The 19,457-nt window shown below is 65.9% G+C and carries 17 protein-coding genes; 11 read left to right on the plus strand and 6 right to left on the minus strand.

Translation table 11 applies throughout. The annotated features are described in order from the left end of the window. Positions 1–11: 11 nt before the first annotated feature. The 3 genes from VI234_RS01040 (at position 12) to VI234_RS01050 (ending at position 2,842) form a co-directional block, all read left to right on the plus strand. Entirely contained in the window at positions 12–1,019 is a 1,008-nt protein-coding gene (locus VI234_RS01040) for a deoxyhypusine synthase (protein ID WP_008308229.1), read from the plus strand. A 117-nt stretch (positions 1,020–1,136) separates the two neighbouring features. Next, positions 1,137–2,138 (plus strand): glycerophosphodiester phosphodiesterase, encoded by a 1,002-nt coding sequence (locus VI234_RS01045; RefSeq protein ID WP_336329013.1) that lies wholly within the window; start codon positions 1,137–1,139, stop codon positions 2,136–2,138. Between the two features lie 200 nt (positions 2,139–2,338). Further along, complete coding sequence (locus VI234_RS01050) at positions 2,339–2,842, plus strand: MGMT family protein (protein WP_080504330.1); 504 nt, start codon at positions 2,339–2,341, stop codon at positions 2,840–2,842. On the opposite strand, the gene VI234_RS01055 is transcribed toward VI234_RS01050, so the two are convergent. Next, entirely contained in the window at positions 2,839–3,666 is an 828-nt protein-coding gene (locus tag VI234_RS01055) for a CPBP family intramembrane glutamic endopeptidase (RefSeq protein ID WP_336329014.1), read from the minus strand. The two genes, VI234_RS01050 and VI234_RS01055, sit on opposite strands and share 4 nt — an antisense overlap. Beyond that, positions 3,667–5,796, minus strand: a complete 2,130-nt coding sequence (gene lonB / locus VI234_RS01060) for an ATP-dependent protease LonB (protein ID WP_008312305.1) — start codon at positions 5,794–5,796, stop codon at positions 3,667–3,669. It lies immediately after the preceding gene. 170 nt (positions 5,797–5,966) lie between these two features. Between lonB and VI234_RS01065 the strand changes: the two genes are divergently transcribed. The 5 genes from VI234_RS01065 (at position 5,967) to VI234_RS01085 (ending at position 12,565) form a co-directional block, all read left to right on the plus strand. Next, positions 5,967–6,533, plus strand: coding sequence for a nicotinamide-nucleotide adenylyltransferase (locus VI234_RS01065; RefSeq protein WP_008312306.1), 567 nt, complete (start codon positions 5,967–5,969; stop codon positions 6,531–6,533). Continuing rightward, entirely contained in the window at positions 6,533–7,309 is a 777-nt protein-coding gene (locus VI234_RS01070) for an SAM hydrolase/SAM-dependent halogenase family protein (RefSeq protein ID WP_008312307.1), read from the plus strand. The genes VI234_RS01065 and VI234_RS01070 overlap by 1 nt, the downstream gene beginning before the upstream one ends. A 79-nt stretch (positions 7,310–7,388) precedes the next feature. Beyond that, positions 7,389–9,857: a DUF5059 domain-containing protein gene (locus VI234_RS01075; protein WP_336329015.1), complete on the plus strand. Its 2,469-nt coding sequence runs from the start codon at positions 7,389–7,391 to the stop codon at positions 9,855–9,857. Between the two features lie 438 nt (positions 9,858–10,295). Then, positions 10,296–11,132, plus strand: a complete 837-nt coding sequence (locus VI234_RS01080) for an endonuclease III domain-containing protein (RefSeq protein ID WP_336329016.1) — start codon at positions 10,296–10,298, stop codon at positions 11,130–11,132. A 119-nt stretch (positions 11,133–11,251) separates the two neighbouring features. Continuing rightward, the gene (locus VI234_RS01085) at positions 11,252–12,565 is read left to right on the plus strand and encodes an MFS transporter (RefSeq protein ID WP_336329017.1); all 1,314 of its coding nucleotides are present in this window, start codon (positions 11,252–11,254) and stop codon (positions 12,563–12,565) included. A 112-nt stretch (positions 12,566–12,677) separates the two neighbouring features. On the opposite strand, the gene VI234_RS01090 is transcribed toward VI234_RS01085, so the two are convergent. Both VI234_RS01090 and VI234_RS01095 read right to left on the minus strand, forming a co-directional pair. Continuing rightward, positions 12,678–13,709: an aldo/keto reductase gene (locus VI234_RS01090; RefSeq protein WP_336329018.1), complete on the minus strand. Its 1,032-nt coding sequence runs from the start codon at positions 13,707–13,709 to the stop codon at positions 12,678–12,680. A gap of 62 nt (positions 13,710–13,771) precedes the next feature. Next, entirely contained in the window at positions 13,772–14,191 is a 420-nt protein-coding gene (locus tag VI234_RS01095) for a disulfide bond formation protein B (RefSeq protein WP_008312328.1), read from the minus strand. 117 nt (positions 14,192–14,308) lie between these two features. Here VI234_RS01095 and VI234_RS01100 point away from each other — a divergent pair, with 117 nt between their 5' ends. After that, positions 14,309–14,611, plus strand: coding sequence for a hypothetical protein (locus tag VI234_RS01100; RefSeq protein ID WP_008312330.1), 303 nt, complete (start codon positions 14,309–14,311; stop codon positions 14,609–14,611). Positions 14,612–14,710: 99 nt separating this feature from the next. On the opposite strand, the gene hpt is transcribed toward VI234_RS01100, so the two are convergent. Then, positions 14,711–15,259 (minus strand): hypoxanthine/guanine phosphoribosyltransferase, encoded by a 549-nt coding sequence (gene hpt, locus VI234_RS01105; RefSeq protein WP_008312331.1) that lies wholly within the window; start codon positions 15,257–15,259, stop codon positions 14,711–14,713. A 107-nt stretch (positions 15,260–15,366) separates the two neighbouring features. Beyond that, on the minus strand, positions 15,367–16,890 hold the full coding sequence (locus VI234_RS01110; protein ID WP_336329019.1) for a phytoene desaturase family protein: 1,524 nt from the start codon (positions 16,888–16,890) through the stop codon (positions 15,367–15,369). A gap of 149 nt (positions 16,891–17,039) precedes the next feature. Between VI234_RS01110 and VI234_RS01115 the strand changes: the two genes are divergently transcribed. Both VI234_RS01115 and VI234_RS01120 read left to right on the plus strand, forming a co-directional pair. Further along, positions 17,040–18,104, plus strand: coding sequence for a Brp/Blh family beta-carotene 15,15'-dioxygenase (locus VI234_RS01115; protein WP_336329020.1), 1,065 nt, complete (start codon positions 17,040–17,042; stop codon positions 18,102–18,104). 79 nt (positions 18,105–18,183) lie between these two features. Continuing rightward, positions 18,184–19,380: a GNAT family N-acetyltransferase gene (locus VI234_RS01120; RefSeq protein WP_336329021.1), complete on the plus strand. Its 1,197-nt coding sequence runs from the start codon at positions 18,184–18,186 to the stop codon at positions 19,378–19,380. Positions 19,381–19,457: the final 77 nt, after the last annotated feature.

Raw genomic sequence — 19,457 nt, forward strand, 5'->3', positions numbered from 1 at the left:
ACTGCATGGTAATGAGCGACCACACCGACGAGCGGGAGACGTTCCATCACGACCCGATCGGGCACGCGGAAGCCCGGGCCGGAATGACGGTCGGCGAACTGGCTGACAGCTACGGCGAGGCCGGCATCGGCGCGAGCGACATCCACGAGGCCGTCGACATCTACAGCGAGATGCTCGACGACGACGTGACGACCTTCTTCGGCCTCGCCGGTGCGATGGTCCCGACGGGAATGCGGGCCATCGTCAGCGAACTCATCCGCGACGGCCACATCGACGTGCTCGTGACGACAGGGGCGAACTGCACCCACGACAGCATCGAGGCCATCGGCGGCAAGCACCACCACGGCGAGGTCACGCCCGAGGGGCAGACAGAGCGCGAACACGACGAGACGCTCCGTGACGAGGGCGTCGACCGCATCTACAACGTCTACCTGCCTCAGGAGCACTTCGCCCTGTTCGAGAACCACCTCCGGGACGAGGTGTTCTCGACGCTGGAAGACGAGGGCGCGGTCTCGATCCAGCGCATGACGGAGGAACTGGGCCGGGCCAACAGCGAGGTCAACGAGCGCGAGGACGTGCCTGAAGATCCCGGTGTGCTGGCGGCGGCCTACGAAAACGACGTCCCGGTGTACTGCCCGGCCTTCCAGGACTCCGTGCTGGGCTTGCAGGCGTGGATGTACTCCCAGACCAGCGAGTTCACGGTCGACGCGCTGGCGGACATGACACAGATTACCGACATCGCGTACGAGGCCGACAGCGCCGGTGCGATGGTCGTCGGCGGCGGCGTCCCGAAGAACTACGTCCTCCAGACGATGCTGGTCTCGCCCGACGCCTACGACTACGCCGTCCAGTTGACGATGGACCCGTCTAACACCGGCGGCCTCTCCGGCGCGACGCTCGACGAGGCTCGCTCGTGGGGGAAACTTGAAAAGGACGCCCGGAATGTCTCGGTGTATGCCGACGCGACGATTACACTCCCGCTGGTCGTGGCCGCGGCCCGCGAGCGGCACAGCGCGTAAGCGTGACCACGCCGGCGTAACCGGCTACAGACCTGGCCGGTGGGAGCCATTTCTACGGAGAGGCATATATCCCTCATATAAACGGTCTTTCACGACCGCTCGGCAGCCGTACATAGCATGTCACGGTACATCGGCCGACGGACGTTCGTCGGAGGGACGGCGGCGACGCTGGCAAGCGTGGGACTCGTGGGGAGCGCAACGCCTCAGGAATCGGATGATACTGACACAACCAACAGTGACGCGGACGACAGCGAGCGCGAAGCGATGACTGACGGCACGACCCTCATCGCCCATCGCGGGTTCGCCGGCGTCTACCCGGAGAACACGGAGTTAGCCGTCGAGGCTTCGTCGTTCGGTGGCCCGGGAGCCCAGACGGCCCACCGACGCGCCGACATGATCGAGGTCGATGTCGTGCCGACGGCCGACGGCACGCTCGTCACCTTTCACGACGACGGGCTGGCCGAACGCGACGGCGGCGAGCGCGGCCTGACCGACGCTGATGGGCTCGTCTTCGAGACCGACACCGATACTGTGACCAGCGCGACTGTTCTCGGCACCGGGGAGACGGTTCCGACGCTCGAAACAGTCATGGACTCGATTCCGCCGAGCGTCGCCGTCAATCTGGAGTTCAAGAACCCCGGCAGTCAGGACCTCCGTTTCGCTGAGTCGCTGTCCGAGTCGGAACTATCAGCGCAGCGAGCGGTGTGGCGGCCCTACACCGAGCGCGCGCTCGACCTCGTTAGCGAGTACGACAACGACATCCTCGTCTCGTCGTTCTACGAAGCTGCGCTCGCGACCGTCCGCGACTACGACGACTCGATTCCCATTGCCTGCCTCTTCTGGGACGACATCGAAGAGGGGCTGGAAGTCACGCGTCGCTACGACTGTGACGCGATGCACGTCCCCCGGAACATGGTTCAGCGAACGCCCTTCTTCAACGACGACGGCTACATCGAGTCCGATCTGAGCGACATCGACCTCGTCGAAGTCGCTGCCGACGAAGACCGGGACCTGAACGTCTGGACGGTCAGTACGTGGTATCAGGCCCGCGAACTGGTCCGGGCCGGCGTCGACGGGCTCATCTCTGACTACCCCAGCGTGCTCTCCGTTCGGGACTGACGGCGGATCTCGTTTTCGTTGTGTTTCCTCAAAGAGCCAGAAAGCCCCGGCCGGCTCCGGTCGAGGGCCTCGTTGCGCGCTTCTTCGCTCCCTACGGTCGCTCATGCAGTGCTTACATCTGTCGTCTTCCCAGCGCCTCGGAGCTTTCTGGCTGTTCGAAATCGCTTCCCAGTCTGTCTCTTCAATCAATCCAAGGCCGAATGTTGAAGGGGCGACCGGCCGACGACGCTAGTATGGAAGCACCGACCGGGGACGCAGGAATTTACGCCCGCGAGTCGTCGTATCTCGACCGATACGTCCAGCTCGGGGAGGCCGGCGACCGGATCATCTCGCTGTCGTTCCCCTCTCAGCCCGAGGACGATGTCAGCGAGAACCACGCCCTGCTTGACCGCATCGACGAGTATCTCCAGGGGGTCGAGGACGATTTCACGGATGTCACCGTCGGTCTCACTGTCCCGACGGACCAGCGCACAGTGCTCGAAGCCGTCCGAGAGATCCCCTACGGCGAAGACGCCTCAGTTGCACAGGTCGCGCGGATGACACCAGATCTGGATGACGACGACGAGGATGACCTTGCGCAGGTCCGGAAGGCGCTGGCCGCGAACCCCGTGCCGCTGTTGATTCCGGACCATCGGGTTCGCGACGGACCGAGCGCCGCGCCGCCGCCCGTCGAGCAGAAACTCCGCGCTATCGAGGGCCTCTAGGCCCAGAGCCGGTCGACGCCCAGCCCCTCGTGGACGACCAGTTCGAGGGCGTTGACGAGGTAGTGAGCGACGACGACGGCGAGCAGGCTGTTTGTCGCGATGAACAGCCCGGCGAGCGCGAGCCCCAGCGTTCCGGTGACGACGATGCCTACCCGGCCCTGTGCGCCGTGGCCCAGCGCGAAGGCGACGGAGGCGACGATCGCCATCGCCCATGCCGGCGCGTCGAGGCCGGCTACGGGGACGCCGATAGCGGCCGCCCGGAAGAGTAGTTCCTCGACGACGGCGATGACCGGCAGGACGCCGCCCAGCAGGAGGAGCCAGCCGCCGGCCGAGTCCGGGGCGAGCAGTTCCCGCAGCGACTCGTCGAAGGCGACGCCGAAGCCGTCGGCCAGCGCCGCGGCGAGTTCGTTGCCCAGCCAGAACCCGACGCCAGCGCCGATGCCGACGGCTATCGCCGGCAGTCCAGTCGAGAGAGCGTCCGCAGTAATACCGAACGCACTGGCCGGGATTTCGAAGTAGAACGCGCTGGCGACCAGCAACACGCCGAACAGCCCCTGCGTGAACGCGACGTTGGCAAGTAAGGCCCCTGTCGAGAGGTCATTCGGGGCGAGCGTATCCTGCATCTGCCGTCGCTGGGCCGCCGCCCGTTGCGTCTCGAAGCGTGGGAGAGTCGGGTTCTGGGGTTCGGTGGCCATCGAAGTACTGTCGACTGTCGACGAGACGCCGCCGTCGGACCGTACGGCTCCCTGCGAGAGCCGTGCGAGACCGAGAAGCGCGGTTAAAAGAAACCCCGTCAGGCCGACGAACGCGGCCCACTCGGGCATCTATTGGGGACTTGGACTGCCGCTCTGCCGGCCGACCTCGTGATCGAGCGCCTTGCCCGTGATGGACTTGAGGCGGTCGACCAGCGAGTCCTTCTCGGCTTCGCCGGCGAGGGCGACCTCGAGGACTTCAGAGATGTGCGAGACGGGGATGATCTCGATCATGTCCTCGTACTCGTCCTCGATCATCACGTCCTGTGTGTTCGCTTCAGGGATGATGACCGTATCGAGGCCGGACTTGGCAGCCGCCTCGATTTTGTGGGTAACGCCGCCGACCGGGAGCACGTCGCCCCGGACCGACAGCGAGCCGGTCATGGCGAGGTTCTGCTTGATCGGAACGTTTTCTATCGCGGAGATAACCGCGGTGGCGACGGTGATAGAGGCGGAGTCCCCGTCGACGCCGCCTTCACCGGCCTGAACGAACTGGATGTGGACGTCCTTCTCGGAGATGTCCTCGTCGGAGAACTTCTTGATAATCGCCGAGACGTTCTGGACGGCCTCCTCGGCCATCTCCTTGAGCTGTCCGGTGGCGATGACCTGGCCAGGACCCTGTGACGGGCTGACCTCGGCCATGACGGGCAGGACGATACCGCTGTCCTCGCCCATGACGGCGAGCCCGTTGACGCGGCCGACCACGTCGCCCTGGTTGACGGTGAGCTCGTAGTCCTTGCGGCGCTCGATGTAGTTGTCCGCGAGCTGTTGCTCGATGGACCGGGACCGGCGTTTGGCCTGTAGCACGTCCGCTCGCTCGGTGCGGTCGCGGTCCTCGGCGCGGGCGATGTCGCCGGCGACGCGGACCAGCCCACCGAGGTCACGGAACTTCAGGCTGAGGTGGCCTTTGCGGCCGGCGCGACGCCGGGCCTCCAGAATGAGTTCCTGGACGGCCTCCTCGGTGAAGTGCGGGAGCCGCCCGTCGTTCTCGACCTCTTGCGCGATGAACCGGGCGTACTTCCGGCGCATCTCGGGGTCGTCCTCGATGGTGTCGTCCATGTACACCTCGTACCCGTACCCCTTGATACGGGAGCGCAGCGCGGGGTGCATGTTCTCCATCGCGTCGAGGTTCCCCGCCGCGATCATGATGAAGTCACAGGGGACGGGCTCGGTCTGGACCATCGCGCCCGAGGAGCGCTCGGACTGGCCCGTGATGGAGAACTCGCCCTCCTGAATGGCCGTCATCAGCTTCTGCTGGCTGCGGATATCGAGCGTGTTGATCTCGTCGACGAACAGCACGCCCTTGTTGGCCTGGTGGATGGCACCGGGTTCGACGCGGTCGTGGCTCGGCGTCTCCATCCCGCCTGACTGGAACGGGTCGTGGCGAACGTCGCCCAGCAGTGCGCCGGCGTGAGCGCCCGTCGCGTCCTCGAACGGCGCAGTCTTCTGGTTGGCGTTGTTGACCAGCAGGTTCGGGATCATCGCGTCGCTGCCGCGCGAACCGTAGCGGAACGCGAGATAGATGACACCGGCCGCGAGAATCCCCAGCAGGACTTGCTGGACGAGGATCAGGGCGTAGCCGATGACGATGGCGATGATGATCCACATGAGGAAGGTCCGCATCTGGTTTCGCTTGCGGGCCTCCTCTTTGTGGGCCTCGACGATCTGTTCCCCTTTGCCGCCTGGGACGGTGCGAACTTTCGGCTCGTTGCCGTCGTCGGGATTGTGATAGACGAGAACGTCCTGCAGCTCCTCCCGCGGAAGCAGTTGGGACATCGCTTTCGCCAGCATCGACTTCCCCGTTCCGGGGGAGCCGATCATCATGACGTGGCGGCGCTGTTTGGCCGCCTTCTTGATCACGTCACGGGCGTGGTCCTGCCCGATGACCTGGTCGACGAGTCGGTCTGGCACTTCGATGTCGGCGGTCGACTCGATCTCGAGACCGCCGAGGAGATTCTCCTCGTCTCCGTCCAGTTCGGACTCGCCGTCAACTTGGACATCGCTTCCGAGTGTCGTTTCGGACGTTTCTCCCTCGCTGCCCCATCGCTCCTCGGACGGGTCGGATGGCTCGTCGGCCGAGGGCTCAGAGGCGGGTTCGTCGGGGTCCTGTTTGGCCCCGTTGGTCGACGCCTCTTCCTCCCCAGCGTCGGATGCCTCCCGGTCAGGGTCGGGAGTCGCGTCGGTGTCGGTGTTGTCGCTCATACAAACGTTGCTAACATCCTCATCGAAGGCCTGTCGACTGATATACTTTCTCCCCGTGTCGGTTGTTGCAACACCCCGGAAACCGCAGTACAGCGCCCGAATTGGGTGTGCTTGTATTCCGGTAGTACCGCGTCGTCGGGTTTATCAAACCACCACACCCACTGGGGAATATGCGTGGGTTCTACATCGGTCGCTTCCAGCCCTACCACAACGGCCATCACTCGATGGTCGAACGTATCGCCGATGAGGTGGACGAACTCGTTCTGGGCATCGGAAGCGCCGACGATTCACACACCACTCACGACCCCTTCACGGCCGGCGAGCGAATCATGATGATTACGAAGGCCGTCGCGGAGTACGACCTGACGACCTACGTCGTGCCCCTCGAGGATATCAATCGCAACGCCGTCTGGGTGAGCCACGTCGAGAGCATGTGCCCGGACTTCGACGTGGCATACTCGAACAATCCGCTGGTCGTCCGACTGTTCGAGGAGGCCGGCATCGAGGTCCGTCAGTCGCCGATGTTCGACCGCGACCGACTTGAGGGCAGCGAGATCCGCCAGCGGATGATCGACGACGAGTCCTGGCGCGACCGGGTCCCGTCGTCTGTCGTGAACGTTATCGAGGAGATCCACGGTATCAAACGACTCCAGCACGTTTCAGACAGCGACTCGCTCGAACGGTACACCGCAAGCGACGAGTCGGTCACCGAATCGCTCGACGACTTAGACGACTGATGATTACGCTGAGTTCCGATTTCGGTTCGCCGTACCCCGCAGCGATGAAAGGCGTCATCTGTCGGGCGACGGACGCGCGTATCGAGGATATCGCCCACGACTTTCCGCGGCAAGATGTCAGGGCGGCAGCGTTCTGGCTCACGCAGACGCTCCCGTACTTCCCGCCGGCAGTCCACTGTGTCGTCGTAGACCCGGGTGTCGGGACCGGCAGAGACGCCCTCGTGGTTCGCGCAGGCGAGCACGCGCTCGTAGGCCCGGACAACGGCGTCCTCCTGCCGGTCGCCCGCGAACTGGCTGAGAACGAGAACGACGCAGCGAACACGTTCGAGGTGTTCACCTGGACCTACGACGACCCCGCGAGCACGACGTTCCACGGGCGGGACGTGTTTGCGCCCGCCGCAGCGGCCGTCCACGACACCGGCGTCGATACTATCCAGACACGGCCCGAAACCGACCCGACCGACGACTATGTCGACCTTCGGTTCCCGGCGGCCGCAGTCGAGGGTGACGGAGCGACCGGCGAGGTACTCGTCGTCGATGACTTCGGGAACGCCGTGACGAACATCCCCGGCGATGTCCTCGCGGATCGGTTCGGCGGGGTGGTCTCGGTCGACGGTGTCGAGGCCCCAGTCCATCGAGCCTACGCCGCCGTCGACCAGGGCCAGCGACTCGTCACCGTCGGCAGCCACGGGAACGTCGAACTCGCCGTCAACCGCGGCCGCGGCGACGAAGCGTTCGGTGTCAGTACCGGCGAAACTGTAGCGCTGTCTCTGTGACGACGTGTAGCCGCGAAAGAGTTTAGGCTCGCCGAAAAATCGGTGCTGTTAAGTCTTTTAGGCCTGCCTAATCGACTGTATGCCACAGAGACGCGACTTGCTGAAGACGGTGGGGATCGCTGCGACGGGACTTCTCGCTGGCTGTCCAAGCCAGGGGTCGTCCGAACCGAACACGGCGTCAGCGGACACCGAAGCAGCGACAGAACAGGGAACGGTTGCAGAAACCGACGAGGGGGACGAAAGCGGCGTCTCGGTCGGGCCGATGACCGCTGTTGCGACTGAGTGGAACGTCTACCGGGCGCGGCTGTACGACGCCGTCGCGCTGGGCCGGGCCGGTGCACCCGGTGCAGGGGCGACCGTCGCCCAGAGCGTTTTCGCCCGCTTCGAGGGGGCGTCGGGCGAGTACGGAGCCCACGAACAGCTAGAAGCCACGTCCGAGTCGGCATACGAGGGGTTCGAGGACGCGCTCGGGTCCGTCCAGTCGTCGCTGTCCGAGGGCGACGTATCCGAAGCCGCCTCGGCAGCAGACGAGGCTTCGGGTCATCTCCAGACGGCCCAGCAGGCCGCTGGCGGACAGCAGGCCACCAGAGTGCTGGACCTGCTCGTGCTGGGCAGTCGGGCGAGCAATGCCGCCATGGCCGCGACGCTGGGCGCTTTCGAAGCGGCCGCCGCCATCGCGGAGGAGACGACGACCGCGTTCGAGGATGCGCTGGTTTACAGCCAGATCGAGGATGCAGATGCGGAATCCTACGAAGCCTTCGAGAACGCACTGGCCGGAATCGGTTCCGCCGCGGGCAACGAAGACGCAAGCGGCGTCACTGAACAGGCCCGCGCCGCGCTCGATGCGACTGTCACGGGCGCGTATGCGCTGGTCCAGCAAGAGGCGGTCGCTGGTGCCGGTCATCTCGCGACGATGCAGGCCCGCGGCTGGGACGCCGCCGCGCTCGCGTCTGCCGGCGATCCCGGGCAGGCGTACGCGCACACGGTCACGCTGAACAGCTACCGTGCCCGGATCGCCGATGCGGACTGGCTCGCTGCCAACGACGCGGCCGATGCAGCCTCGACGGCCGTCGAGAACGTCTTCGCTCACTTCGAGGGAGCGAACGCGCACGACGCGCTTGAGGAGGCCGACGGCGAGGCGTACGAAGCCTTCGAAGGTGGACTGGAGGACCTCTCCAGCGCTATCGAGAGCGGTAGCGGGGACGGCATCGACAGTGCCGCCGAAACGGTCGATACGAACCTCGTGACCGGTATCGAAGCGCTGGTCGGCGGCGAGGACGCCCGGGCGGCGCTGGAGTCAGCCTTCTTCCGTGCACGCATTGCGGACGCCCGGGAACTGTATCGCCTCGGTGACGCCGACAGCGCGGCGGCTGTCGTCTCGGACGTGTTCGCCCGCTTCGAGGAGAACGAACTCGGGTTCCACGAGACGATGGAGGAGGAGAGCGAGGACCTCTACCACCGCTTCGAGGAGGAGCACCTCGTGTCGCTCCAGTCGGCCTACGAGAACGATGACAGCGAGGCTGTGGCGACCCACCACGATGGAGTTCAGCAGGCCCTGCTTGACTTCGAAGCAGCCCTGTCGACGGCCGTCGCCAGCGGGGCGGAGGCGGACTACATGATCGGTCGGGCCTTCGACGCGACCGGGCTCGCGGCGCTGTCGGAAACCGACCGCGCGGCGACTGTCATTCAGGACACCTTCGCTCACTTCGAGAGCGGCGCGGCGGGCTTCCACGAGGCACTGGAAGAAGCCGACGAGGAAATCTACGAGACCTTCGAATCGACGCTTTCGGACGTTCGCGCCGCCGCTCAGGACGGTGGGGATGTCACCAGTGCGGCGACAGCGTTCAACGACGAGGCCATCGCGGCGGCGTACGCCATCGCCGGGAGCGCCGGCGGCAACGGGGAGGCCGCGACGGCCATCGTACAGGACGTCTTCGCGACCTTCGAGGAAGCCCGGGTCCACGAGATGCTGGAGGAAGCGGACCACGACGCCTACGAGAACTTCGAGGCAGCGCTGAGCGACTATTCGAAGGGGCTGACGAACGGCGACGGCAACCCGACGCGGATGGCGGATGCGACGCGAACCGGGCAGTTCGCTGTCGTCGGCGCTGTCGACAGCGCCCCGAGCGGGTCCGGTGGCCACGGCAGCGAGGAGTCCGAGGAGACCGAGTCGTCGCTGTCCGGCGGCCCGAACGTCGTCGAGGGCGTTCCAGAGGACGTCGACCACGTCGTCGACATGGGAGCAGTGGCGTATGCACCGGAAGAACTCACCGTCAGCGTCGGCGACAAAGTCGCCTGGGAACACGTCGGCGGCGAACCGCACTCGGTCACCGCCTACGAGGACGAGATTCCGGAGGACGCGACCTACTGGGCCTCCGGCGGATTCGAGAGCGAATCGGCCGCACGCGAGGGATGGGAGAACGGGGAAGGGGCAGTGCAGTCCGGTCAGAGTTACGTTCACACGTTCGAGACGGCCGGCGAGCACGGCTACGTCTGTATTCCGCACGAAGCCGCGGGGATGGTTGGCACCGTCATCGTCGAGGAGTAATCGACGGCTTCTTTTTGGCCCGCCTAGAAACCGATGGCTTTTTGTGTTTTAGGGTAGCCTAAATGATTGTATGCCGGACGAACAGGCCACATCGAGGCGGGATATCTGTCGCCGTAGCGAGTCGGGTACTGCCGTCCCTGTCGTCCGCGCACCCGCCGCCCGACAGGAGGTGAGAGTCAGGACGTAAACGTGGACTGACCTGTCAGTCTCGACCATCTTTCGCGGCGACGACCACCGTGGGCATAGCCCGTCGCCGCGCGCCACGAGTTTTTCGTGTCTGTCCCGTGGGCGTCTCGCCCCAAGGACGCCCCATTTCAGGTCCTTTGCCGTGGACCACACTGGAACACCGATTCTTCCTAGCCACCGGCGTCCGACGAACCTGCACTGGTGCGGAATTTCGGGGCAGGCGTTTTGGGTTCGCCAGCCCTGACATCGACTATGAACGACGAGGAACCAGCGGAGAACATCAGCGGCGGGACCGCTGGCGGCGGCCAGTCAGCCACGTTCGACCCGGAAACGGCTGGGACGCGGGCCGAAGCTATCGTGGACCGCCTCGGCGAAATGTACTGGACGAAGACCTACGGCGGCCGGGACGCCTTCGAGTGTCTTGTTCGGACGATTCTCAGCCAGAACACCTCCGACAAGGCGAGCCAGCCGGCCCACGACGAACTGATGGCGCGGTACGGGAGCGACGGCGGGGACGCGGACGGCGAGGGAGACGCCGACACCGACCTCGCCCGCGCGCTGGCCGACGCCGACCAGCCCGAACTCGCCGAGACCATCTCCTCGGCCGGGCTCTACAACCAGAAATCTGAACGCATCGTTGCCCTCGCTCAGCGTATCTGCGAGGAGTACGGCGGTGAGGTCGGGTTCGACGAGTTCGTCCGCGACAGCGACCCCGAGGCGGTGCGGTCGACGCTGCTCGACATGAACGGCGTCGGCCCGAAGACCGCCGACTGCGTCCTGCTGTTCGCGGGCGGCCGCGGCGGCGTGTTCCCCGTCGACACGCACGTCCACCGCATCGCCCGCCGGATGGGACTGGCCCCGCCCGACGCCGACCACGAGACTGTCCGCGAATATCTGGAGCGCGACGTCCCTGCGGCGAAATGCGGCTTCGGCCATACGGCGATGATTCAGTTCGGCCGGGAGTACTGTAGCGCCCGGAAGCCCGCCTGTCTGGACGACCCCGACGCCTGCCCGCTGGCGGGTCACTGCGACCAGGTCGGCGTGTATCCGGCCGCTGATGAGATCACCGACCCATCGGAAACGGTCTGACGATTCACAGTACCCTGCAGTACTATCGTTGGGTGCTGATATCTGTGCTCTCCTGTCAAAAATTGTACTGAATCGCGTTTCAGGAAGTGCTTTAGTCCCCCGAAAGTGACAACGTCCGTATGTTCGGACCGGTATCCGACCGTGGGTTAGTGCGCCGGTACTACCTGTACCGTGCCACGATTTCGGTCGGATTCATAACTCCCATTTTCACCTTGTTTCTCCTGCGAACACTGACGTTCACACAGGTCGGCGTCCTCTCTGCGGTCTGTTCGGCGCTGTCAGTCGTCGGCGAGATACCAACAGGCTACGTCGGTGACAGGCTCGGGCGGCGTGCGAGCCTCCTCCTCAGCGTGCTGTTCACCGTTACCTCACTCGCAGGCTTCGTTCTCGCTTCGGGGTTCCTCTGGTACGGCTTCCTCTATGCACTGTGGGCGCTGGCGCTGACGTTACGCTCGGGGAGTCTGGATGCGTGGCTGTACGATACACTCTCTGAACGACTCGACAGCGGGCAGTTCAGCCATATCCGCGGCCGGGGTGACGCGATGCAGAACTGGACTGCGGCAGTCTCAATGGTTGTCGGTGGCCTGCTATACGGGCTGGACCCGGTCTATCCGTTCGTTGCTGCGGTCGGCTTCAACAGCCTCGGGTCCATCGCACTGCTTTCGTTGCCGAAGAACCGGCAGTACGCAGACCGGGGTGGTGACGCTGACTCCGGCGACCGTCTCGATCCGCTGGAAACCGTCGCCGTCATCCGCACGCATCTGGCTCGACCGCCGCTCCGGGCACTGATACTGTACATCGGACTGTTCTATGCCGTGTTGAGCGTTTCTCACACCTACATCCAGCCGATGGCGGTCGAGACGCTGGGGCCGTACGTCGCCGCTCTCGGCGTGCAGGTCCCCGCTGGTGGTCCGATCGCGGCGGCGCGAGCGGGCGAGGCCGGCGCGGCGCTCGCGCTCGGACTGGGTGTGCTGTACGCCGCCCTGACAGCAGTCTCGTCCGCTGGCGGCTACTACGCCGGCGCAATTGAGGCCCGTCTCGGCGTCCGCAAAGCCGTGATCGTCGTGCCAGCCCTGACGGCTGTCGCGCTCGTGGTACCGCTGTGGATTGCGCTCGTGGCACTACCGACGTTCGCGACGATACGAACCGCAAAGCCGCTGGTCCAGCCCATCGCCAACGGGTATATTAACGACCATGTCGAGGCGGTCGGGCGGGCGACGTTGCTCTCCGCGGTCTCGATGTCGTATATGGCTCTCCGGACGCCGCTGGCACTTGCTGCTGGGGTGGCGGCGGATGCAACTACGGCGACCACAGCAGTTGCGGCGCTTGGCGGCCTGTTTCTCGTCGCTGGCGGCGCAGTCTGGCTGTTCGGGACGATTGCACCTGAGGCAGTGACTGCGTCCGGTGACAGGGCCAGCAAATCGGCATCATAGAGCCGTCAGCAGTCGGTCAGGGTTCCGACCCGGCCACGATTAGATCGAACGCTCCTGCGAACGACAGCGGACCGTCCCGACTACAACGCGGTTCGATCAGTTTGTATCCCGATTACGCCCGGTGGCCCCAGCGCTCGCCGTCCTCGGCGTAGCGTGCGCTCACAATCCGGTTAAACTGGTCGTCGGACAGCGAGATGTCGGCCGCGCCGACGTTCTCGTCGAGCTGGTCGACGGTGCGCGCGCCGACGATAGGAACGCAGGTGACGTCCGGCTGTTCGATGAGCCAGCGGAGCGCGACCTGCGCGGGCGTGGCGTCGAGTTCGTCCGCGACGGCGCGGAGCTCGTCGAGGACGTGCCAGCCGCGCTCGGAGAGGTAGAAGTCCTCGAAGCGGTCGGACAGCGAGCCCCGCGAGCCTTCCGGCCCTTCGAAGGCCGTCGGGTCGTCGTCGTCCGTGCGCTCGTACTTACCCGTGAGGAAGCCGCCGGCCAGCGGCGAGTACGGACAGACGGCCATGTCCTGGTCGGCACAGACGTCGAGGTAGTCCTTCACGTCGTCGCGGTAGCCGGCGTGGAACAGCGGCTGTGTCACCTCGAAGCGCTCGTAGTCCTCGACGTCGCTTTTCCAGAGGGCTTTGGTCAGTTGCCAGGCGGCCATCGTCGACGCGCCGAGGTGGTGGACCTTGCCCGCGCGGACGAGGTCGTCGAGCGTCGACAGCGTCTCCTCGATGTCGCTGTGCTCGTCCCAGCGGTGGATATAGTAGAGGTCGAGGTAGTCCGTGTCGAGACGGTCGAGCGTGCCTTCGATTTGCGCGCGGATGTGCTTGCGGCCGAGACCAGAGTCGTTGGGGGCGGGCTCGCCGCGGCCGTCGAAGGGGAAGTACACCTTCGAGGCGATGACGAAGTCCTCGCGGTCGTAGTCGTCGAGCCAGTCGCCGATGTACGCCTCGCTGGTGCCGTTGGGGTTGCCGTAGACGTTGGCGGTGTCGATGAAGTTGATGCCCCGCTCCCACGCCGCGTCCAGCAGTTCGTGGGCTTCATCACGGTCAGTCTCGACGACGCCGCCGGTCTCCCGGCCGAAGCGCCAGGTGCCGAAACACAGCTGTGAAACCGTCGTTCCGGTCGAACCGAGTCTGGTGTATTCCATACCGGAGCCACGCGGGGCTACCCGAAAAAGGGGTTTGGTCCCGGCGAAGGCTGTCCGGTACTCTACGACCGCTTCACGGACGCCGCGACGACCAGCCCAGTCACCAGCACGAACGCCACCAGCGAGAGGTTCGGCACGGTCAGACCGAGCACCCGGTACTGGATCTGCGCGCAACTGACCGCCCCGATGCCGCAAGTCGTCTGGCTCACCTGCAGCCAGGAGTGGTAGGCCGCGATGGCGGCCCCCGGCACCGCCAGCGGCAGCGCCGTCCGGACGACACCGGGACGGTTTTCGACGGCGGCGATGCCGAGAACGACCACCAGCGGATACATGAGGATGCGCTGATACCAGCAGAGCCGACAGGGCGTGAGTCCGAGGCCCAGCGAGAGATAGAGGCTGCCGGCCGTCGCAACGCTGGCGACGACAGTCGCGGCGGCCAACAGGAGCCGAGGCCGGTCGGAGACGAAGCGGAAGTCGACCACAGGAAAACCGGAGTCTGCCGGCGGAAAAAGCGTTCCGAGAGCCAACCTCTTACCCGGCACCCGCCTGACCGGCTCGTCAGCGCTCGCTTTTTCAGTCTCCCCGCTGACAGCCAGCGTATGCCCGACGATTCGGACCCCGAGGCGAACCTCGAACAGTGGAAGTCCGCGATGCAGGAAGAGCACGCCGACGCCATCGCGAACCCGGACCCCGACGAGTCCCACCAGATCGAGGGCGTGGCACAGGTCACGTATCGGGTGACGTTCGACTACGACGCCGCGGACGACGCGCTCGAACGGGCCAGCGCCGAGGAGGTCGACGACCTGACTGACCCCGAACTGCTCTCCTGTGCGTGTGGCGTTCGCGGGATGACGCCCGAGGAAGCCCGAGAGCACATGGCCGCCGCTGTCGAACGAGAATAAGCCGGCCTGAACTGCCGGCTCATACTGTTGGCTGTAACTATTTTAAGATATTCGCCACCCCGGATGGCGAAATTCTTTACAGACTTACAGCCGACAGTATCAGTCGTGGATAGTGACGCCGTTCTGGTCGACCGAGATGTCGAGCAGGCTGGTCACTTCGTAGTCGGTGTCGTCGAGCGCCGACTCGCCCTGTTTCCGGAAGACGACGACGATGTCCGAGATGTTCGCCCCGATGTCGTCGAGCGCCTCACAGATGGAGGCCATCGTCCCGCCGGTCGAGAGCAGGTCGTCGACGATGAGCAGGTCGTCGCCAGCTTCGATGTCGTTGATGAACATCTCCGATTCGGAGTAGCCGGTGGTCTTGTGCAGCGGGACCTCGTCGTCGAGGCCGTAGGAGCGCTTGCGGATGACGACGAGCGGGATATCCGTCTGCAGTGAGAGCGCGGTCGCGATGTGGATGCCCATCGCCTCCGGCGCGACGATCTTGTCCACGTCGAGGTCGGCTGCCCGCGTCACGCCGACGACGACCTCGCGGAGGAGTTCCGGCTCCAGCATCGGGACGCCGTTGCTGAGCGGGTGGACCAGGTAGGAGTATCCATCCTTGTCGATGATCGGGGCCTCGTGCAGCGACTCGCGGAGCTTCTCCATGCCCCCGTTACCTGAAGCGGGACAATAAACCGTTCGAGGCTCCGCCGCGGTGTGTGCCGCGATAGCGCACTGTGAGCCGTCCCACGAACTGCCACTCGGTCGCGGCGTCAGTCCGCCGTCGAGGCCGAGCGGTCCCGTTTCATCTCGAACGGGCTATCCTCGATGATATCGCGGGCGGTGTGTTCGCCGCTGATGAGGCACATCGGCATCCCGATACCGGGCGTGGTGTAGGCTCCGGTGTAGTAGAGGCCGTCCAGGCCGGCGCGGTGGCCGGGGCGGAGCGGCCCGGTCTGGAACAGCGTGTGGGCCAGCCCGAGCGCCGTCCCCTGCGGGTCGCCGAAGCGCTCGGCGAACTCGCTGACACACGCCGATTCCTCGACGACGATGCGGTCGCGGAGGTCCACGCCGGTCTGTTCGGCGAGGTCGTCCAGAACGAACTCCCTGTATTCCTCGCGAATCACGGGCCCGTCGTCGAGTCCCGGCGCGATGGGGACGAGGACGACGACGGCGTGGTGGCCGTCGGGAGCGACTGTCTCGTCGGTCTTCGACGTGACCGAGAGATAGTAGGCGGGGTCGTCGGGCCACGCCGGGCGGTCGAAAATCCGCTCGAAGTGGTCGTCCCAGTCCGTCGGCAGCACCAGCGAGTGATGCGCCAGCGGACCCACGTCGCCTTCGACGCCGAGATACAGCATGAACGCCGACGGTGCGTAGGTCTGGTCGTCCCAGTAGTCCGGGTCGTGGTCGCGGTCTGCAGGGTCCAGCAGATTTCGTTCGGTGTGGGCCGGGTTGGCGTTGCTGACCACGATGTCGGAGGCCACGACACCGTCGTCGGTAGTCAGTTCGAATGCGCCCGCTTCGCCGGCGATGTGCTGGACCTCCGTCCCGGTCTGGATGTCGACGCCGAGTTCTTGCGCCAGCGACCCGAGACCGTCGACGACGCCGGCAATGCCACCTTCGGGGTAGAACACGTTCATGTTCAGGTCGACGTGGCTCATGATGCTGTACAGCGCCGGGGTGTTGTGTGGTGCGCCGCCGAGAAACACCAGCGTGTATTCGAGCAACTGCCGGAGCTTCGGGTGGTCGACGTAGCGGCTGACGTAGTCGTCCATCGACCCGAACAGCCGCGCCCGCGGCGCGAGCGGGAGGAGGTCGGTGTCGACGTAGTCACGCAGTCGTTCGCGGCCCTCGTAGACGACCCGGTCCATCGCCAGTTCGTAGTTCCGCTCGGCCCGTTCGAGATACTCGGCCAGCGCGTCGACGGCCCCGTCCTCGTATGACTCGAACACCTCGCGGGCGTTCTCGCGGTTGGGCCGCATCGTCACGCGGTCGCCGTCCTTCCAGAACACCCGGTACTGGGGGTCCAGCCGCTCCAGTTCGTAGTAGTCCGCGGGCTCGCGGTCGAAGTGCCCGAAGAAGCGCTCGAACACGTCGGGCATCAGGTACCACGACGGGCCGGTGTCGAACCGGAAGCCGTCCCGTTCGAGGACGCCCGCGTGGCCGCCGAGGTGGTCGTGGCGTTCGAGCAGTCGTACGTCGGCCCCGGCGTCGGCCAGGTAGCACGCAGCCGAGAGGCCGCCGAAGCCGCCGCCGACGACGGTCACCGTCCGGTCGCGAGGGAGGCCATCACGCATAGCAGCCGCTAGCGACTATGACTGAAAAAGGGTTGTCTGGATTCCCAGGACCTCACAACGGGTATCTCGCCAGTCAAGCCACCGGTCTGTTCCCAGTCTGCTGGAATCGCTTGCATCGTTTATTGTGAGTTTTTCCCTAGGCCCACGACATGCCCACGACCGGCCTGGGGTCCGTCTGGCAGCGGCATCGGGACACCGACCGCCATCCGTCGCTCTGGCTCTCGCGGGCGAGCCTGCTGGTACTCGCCGTCACTTTCGGTCTCCTCGGCACCGTCGGCGTCAGAGTTCCGCTCCGGGCCCAGATGGTGGTGTATCTCGTCGGGATGGTCGCGCTCAATCTCCCCCACGGCGGGTACGAGCACTTCGAGAACCTCCGTCGCCGTCGCCCCGCCTTTCGCTGGCGCTACGTCGTGGTGTATCTGGCGGCCATCGGCGGGTTCGTCGGCCTGTTCCTCGTGGCGCCAGTCGCCGGCCTCGCGCTGGCGCTGACCGTCGCCATGGCGAAGGGTGGCCTCGGCGGCCTGCAGGTGTTGGAAGCCACGAGCGGCACCGAGCACCTCCGGACACGGTTCCAGCGCGGGCTCGCAGCGGCCGTCCGCGGCGGCGCGGTGATGCTCGTCCCCATCGTGTTCTGGCCGCAGACGTTCCACGCGTTCAGCGCGCTGATGGTCGGGCTCGTCGAACCCGGGGCGCTCTCGTCGTACGCAGGCTCGTTCGACACGACTCGGCTCGTCATCGGGTCAAGCTACGGGCTCGCCCTGACGACGCACATCCTGCTGGGCTACGTGCGCGGCGGCGGCCGTTCGTGGCTCGTCGACGCGGGGGAGTCGCTGCTGCTGGCGGCGTACTTCACGTTCGTTCCGGTCCTCGTGGCTGTCGGCCTGTACTTCCCGTTCTGGTACTCCGCCCGACAGGTGGCGCGGACGGCGTCCGTCGAAACAGAGCCGGTCGGCGACGAGCGCTGGGACCTGCTCGGCGGCGCGGACCCCTCGACCGTCGCACTGCGCGCCTGGGTCGTCCTCGTCGTCGGGGCGCTGGCCACCTTCGGCGTCCTCGTCGCCGTCTACTGGGCGTTCCCGAACCCACTGGGGACGAGCGACCTGCTCCCCGGCGCGGTGGCGTTCTGGAGCGTGTTCATCAGTATCGTCGCGCTCCCGCACATCGTCGTCGGGTCGGTCCTCGACCGTGACCGGGGTATCTGGTACGTTCCGTGACGGCTCAGTACTCGGGGACGGCCACGGCGTCGGTCCACAGATGACTAGGTTTCTGTAGCTGGCGAACACCTGGGACGGTATGTCCGAGTTGCGCCCCGTCCCGGCGACTGACCGCGAAGCCTGCCAGCGGATGCTCCAGTACGCGTTCGCGCCCGAAACGGGTCCGGTGACGCCGGAGCCCGATAGTGACTGGCCGCCGTCGCTGTTCGACCAGCGAGGCCTCTACGACGACGACAGCCTTCGTGCGGTCTGCAAGCTCTACTATCTCGACACGACCGTTCGCGACGAAGCGGCGACGGTCGGCGGCCTCGGCGCGGTCGCGACGCCACCAGAATACCGCGGGCAGGGATACGCCGCCGACCTCTGTCGGCACGCCTTACACGAGTACCGCGAGGCCGATGTCGGGTTCGTCACCCTCTGGCCGTTCTCGACGCCGTTCTACCGACGCCTGGGCTGGGGAACGGCGAACACCTACCACCGCTACGACCTGCCGCCGTCGGCGCTCCCGGACCACTCCACCGCCGGACAGCTGGTCCGCCTCGACGCCGACGACTGGGAGCGGCTCCGTCGGGTCGAGACCGCTTCAGCCGCCGGGGCGGCGCTCTCGCTCCGCCGCTCGGAAGCGTGGTGGCGCGAGCGGACGCTCGCCGACTGGGACGACGACGGCGTCCCGTACTGCTACGGCTACGAACGCGACGGGGACCTCCGTGGGTACGTCGTGTACACCGTCGCGGATGACGCGGACCACACGCTCTCGGCCACACAGTTCGCGGCCGCCGACGAGGAGGGTCGCCGCGCGCTGTTCGCGTTCCTCGGGACCCACGGCGCACAGATAGAGCGCGTTACACTCCAGTTGCCACCCGACGCCGACCTCCTCCATCGCGTCGACGACCCCGGCGCGGTCGACTGTACCGTCGAGGCCGGACCGATGGTGCGGCTCACCGACATATCTCATCTCGAACGTCTCGACTGGCCCGACACCGACCTCGCCTGTACCCTCTCGGTCAGCGACCCGCTGCTCGACCGCAATGACGGCTTGTTTCGGCTGACCGTGGAGAACGGCTCGGCGAGCGTCGACTCGGTCGCGAACCGGAACGAGCCGCCGTCGGCCGACGTGTCGGTGGATATTGCGACCCTCTCCCAGCTGGCCGTCGGGACCCATGGCGTCGACGCCGCCGCGCGAGTGGCCGGCCTGGAGATACGCGACGACTCGGTTCGGGACCCGCTCGCTACCGTGTTCCAGTCCGAGCCGGTGTATCTGGCCGAGTTCTTCTGAGCGCGTACCCCAGGCCAACTCCTCCTAGTCGACGCTCACTGGCGAGCTTGGGGGCGGAACCGCTAAGCGATCTCGCT

Source organism: Haloarcula sp. CGMCC 1.2071 (assembly GCF_037078445.1).
In the GTDB taxonomy this organism is placed as follows: Archaea; Halobacteriota; Halobacteria; order Halobacteriales; family Haloarculaceae; genus Haloarcula; species Haloarcula amylolytica.

Excerpts from the sequence above, each read along its gene's own strand:
- VI234_RS01070 (WP_008312307.1), top strand. The coding sequence starts at position 6,533 with ATGATTACGCTGAGTTCCGATTTCGGTTCGCCGTACCCCGCAGCGATG.
- VI234_RS01075 (WP_336329015.1), top strand. The coding sequence starts at position 7,389 with ATGCCACAGAGACGCGACTTGCTGAAGACGGTGGGGATCGCTGCGACG.
- hpt (WP_008312331.1), bottom strand. The coding sequence starts at position 15,259 with ATGGAGAAGCTCCGCGAGTCGCTGCACGAGGCCCCGATCATCGACAAG.
- VI234_RS01100 (WP_008312330.1), top strand. The coding sequence starts at position 14,309 with ATGCCCGACGATTCGGACCCCGAGGCGAACCTCGAACAGTGGAAGTCC.
- VI234_RS01110 (WP_336329019.1), bottom strand. The coding sequence starts at position 16,890 with ATGCGTGATGGCCTCCCTCGCGACCGGACGGTGACCGTCGTCGGCGGC.
- VI234_RS01090 (WP_336329018.1), bottom strand. The coding sequence starts at position 13,709 with ATGGAATACACCAGACTCGGTTCGACCGGAACGACGGTTTCACAGCTG.
- VI234_RS01055 (WP_336329014.1), bottom strand. The coding sequence starts at position 3,666 with ATGCCCGAGTGGGCCGCGTTCGTCGGCCTGACGGGGTTTCTTTTAACC.
- VI234_RS01085 (WP_336329017.1), top strand. The coding sequence starts at position 11,252 with ATGTTCGGACCGGTATCCGACCGTGGGTTAGTGCGCCGGTACTACCTG.
- VI234_RS01050 (WP_080504330.1), top strand. The coding sequence starts at position 2,339 with ATGTTGAAGGGGCGACCGGCCGACGACGCTAGTATGGAAGCACCGACC.
- VI234_RS01115 (WP_336329020.1), top strand. The coding sequence starts at position 17,040 with ATGCCCACGACCGGCCTGGGGTCCGTCTGGCAGCGGCATCGGGACACC.
- VI234_RS01065 (WP_008312306.1), top strand. The coding sequence starts at position 5,967 with ATGCGTGGGTTCTACATCGGTCGCTTCCAGCCCTACCACAACGGCCAT.
- VI234_RS01045 (WP_336329013.1), top strand. The coding sequence starts at position 1,137 with ATGTCACGGTACATCGGCCGACGGACGTTCGTCGGAGGGACGGCGGCG.
- VI234_RS01120 (WP_336329021.1), top strand. The coding sequence starts at position 18,184 with ATGTCCGAGTTGCGCCCCGTCCCGGCGACTGACCGCGAAGCCTGCCAG.
- VI234_RS01040 (WP_008308229.1), top strand. The coding sequence starts at position 12 with ATGAGCGACCACACCGACGAGCGGGAGACGTTCCATCACGACCCGATC.
- lonB (WP_008312305.1), bottom strand. The coding sequence starts at position 5,796 with ATGAGCGACAACACCGACACCGACGCGACTCCCGACCCTGACCGGGAG.
- VI234_RS01080 (WP_336329016.1), top strand. The coding sequence starts at position 10,296 with ATGAACGACGAGGAACCAGCGGAGAACATCAGCGGCGGGACCGCTGGC.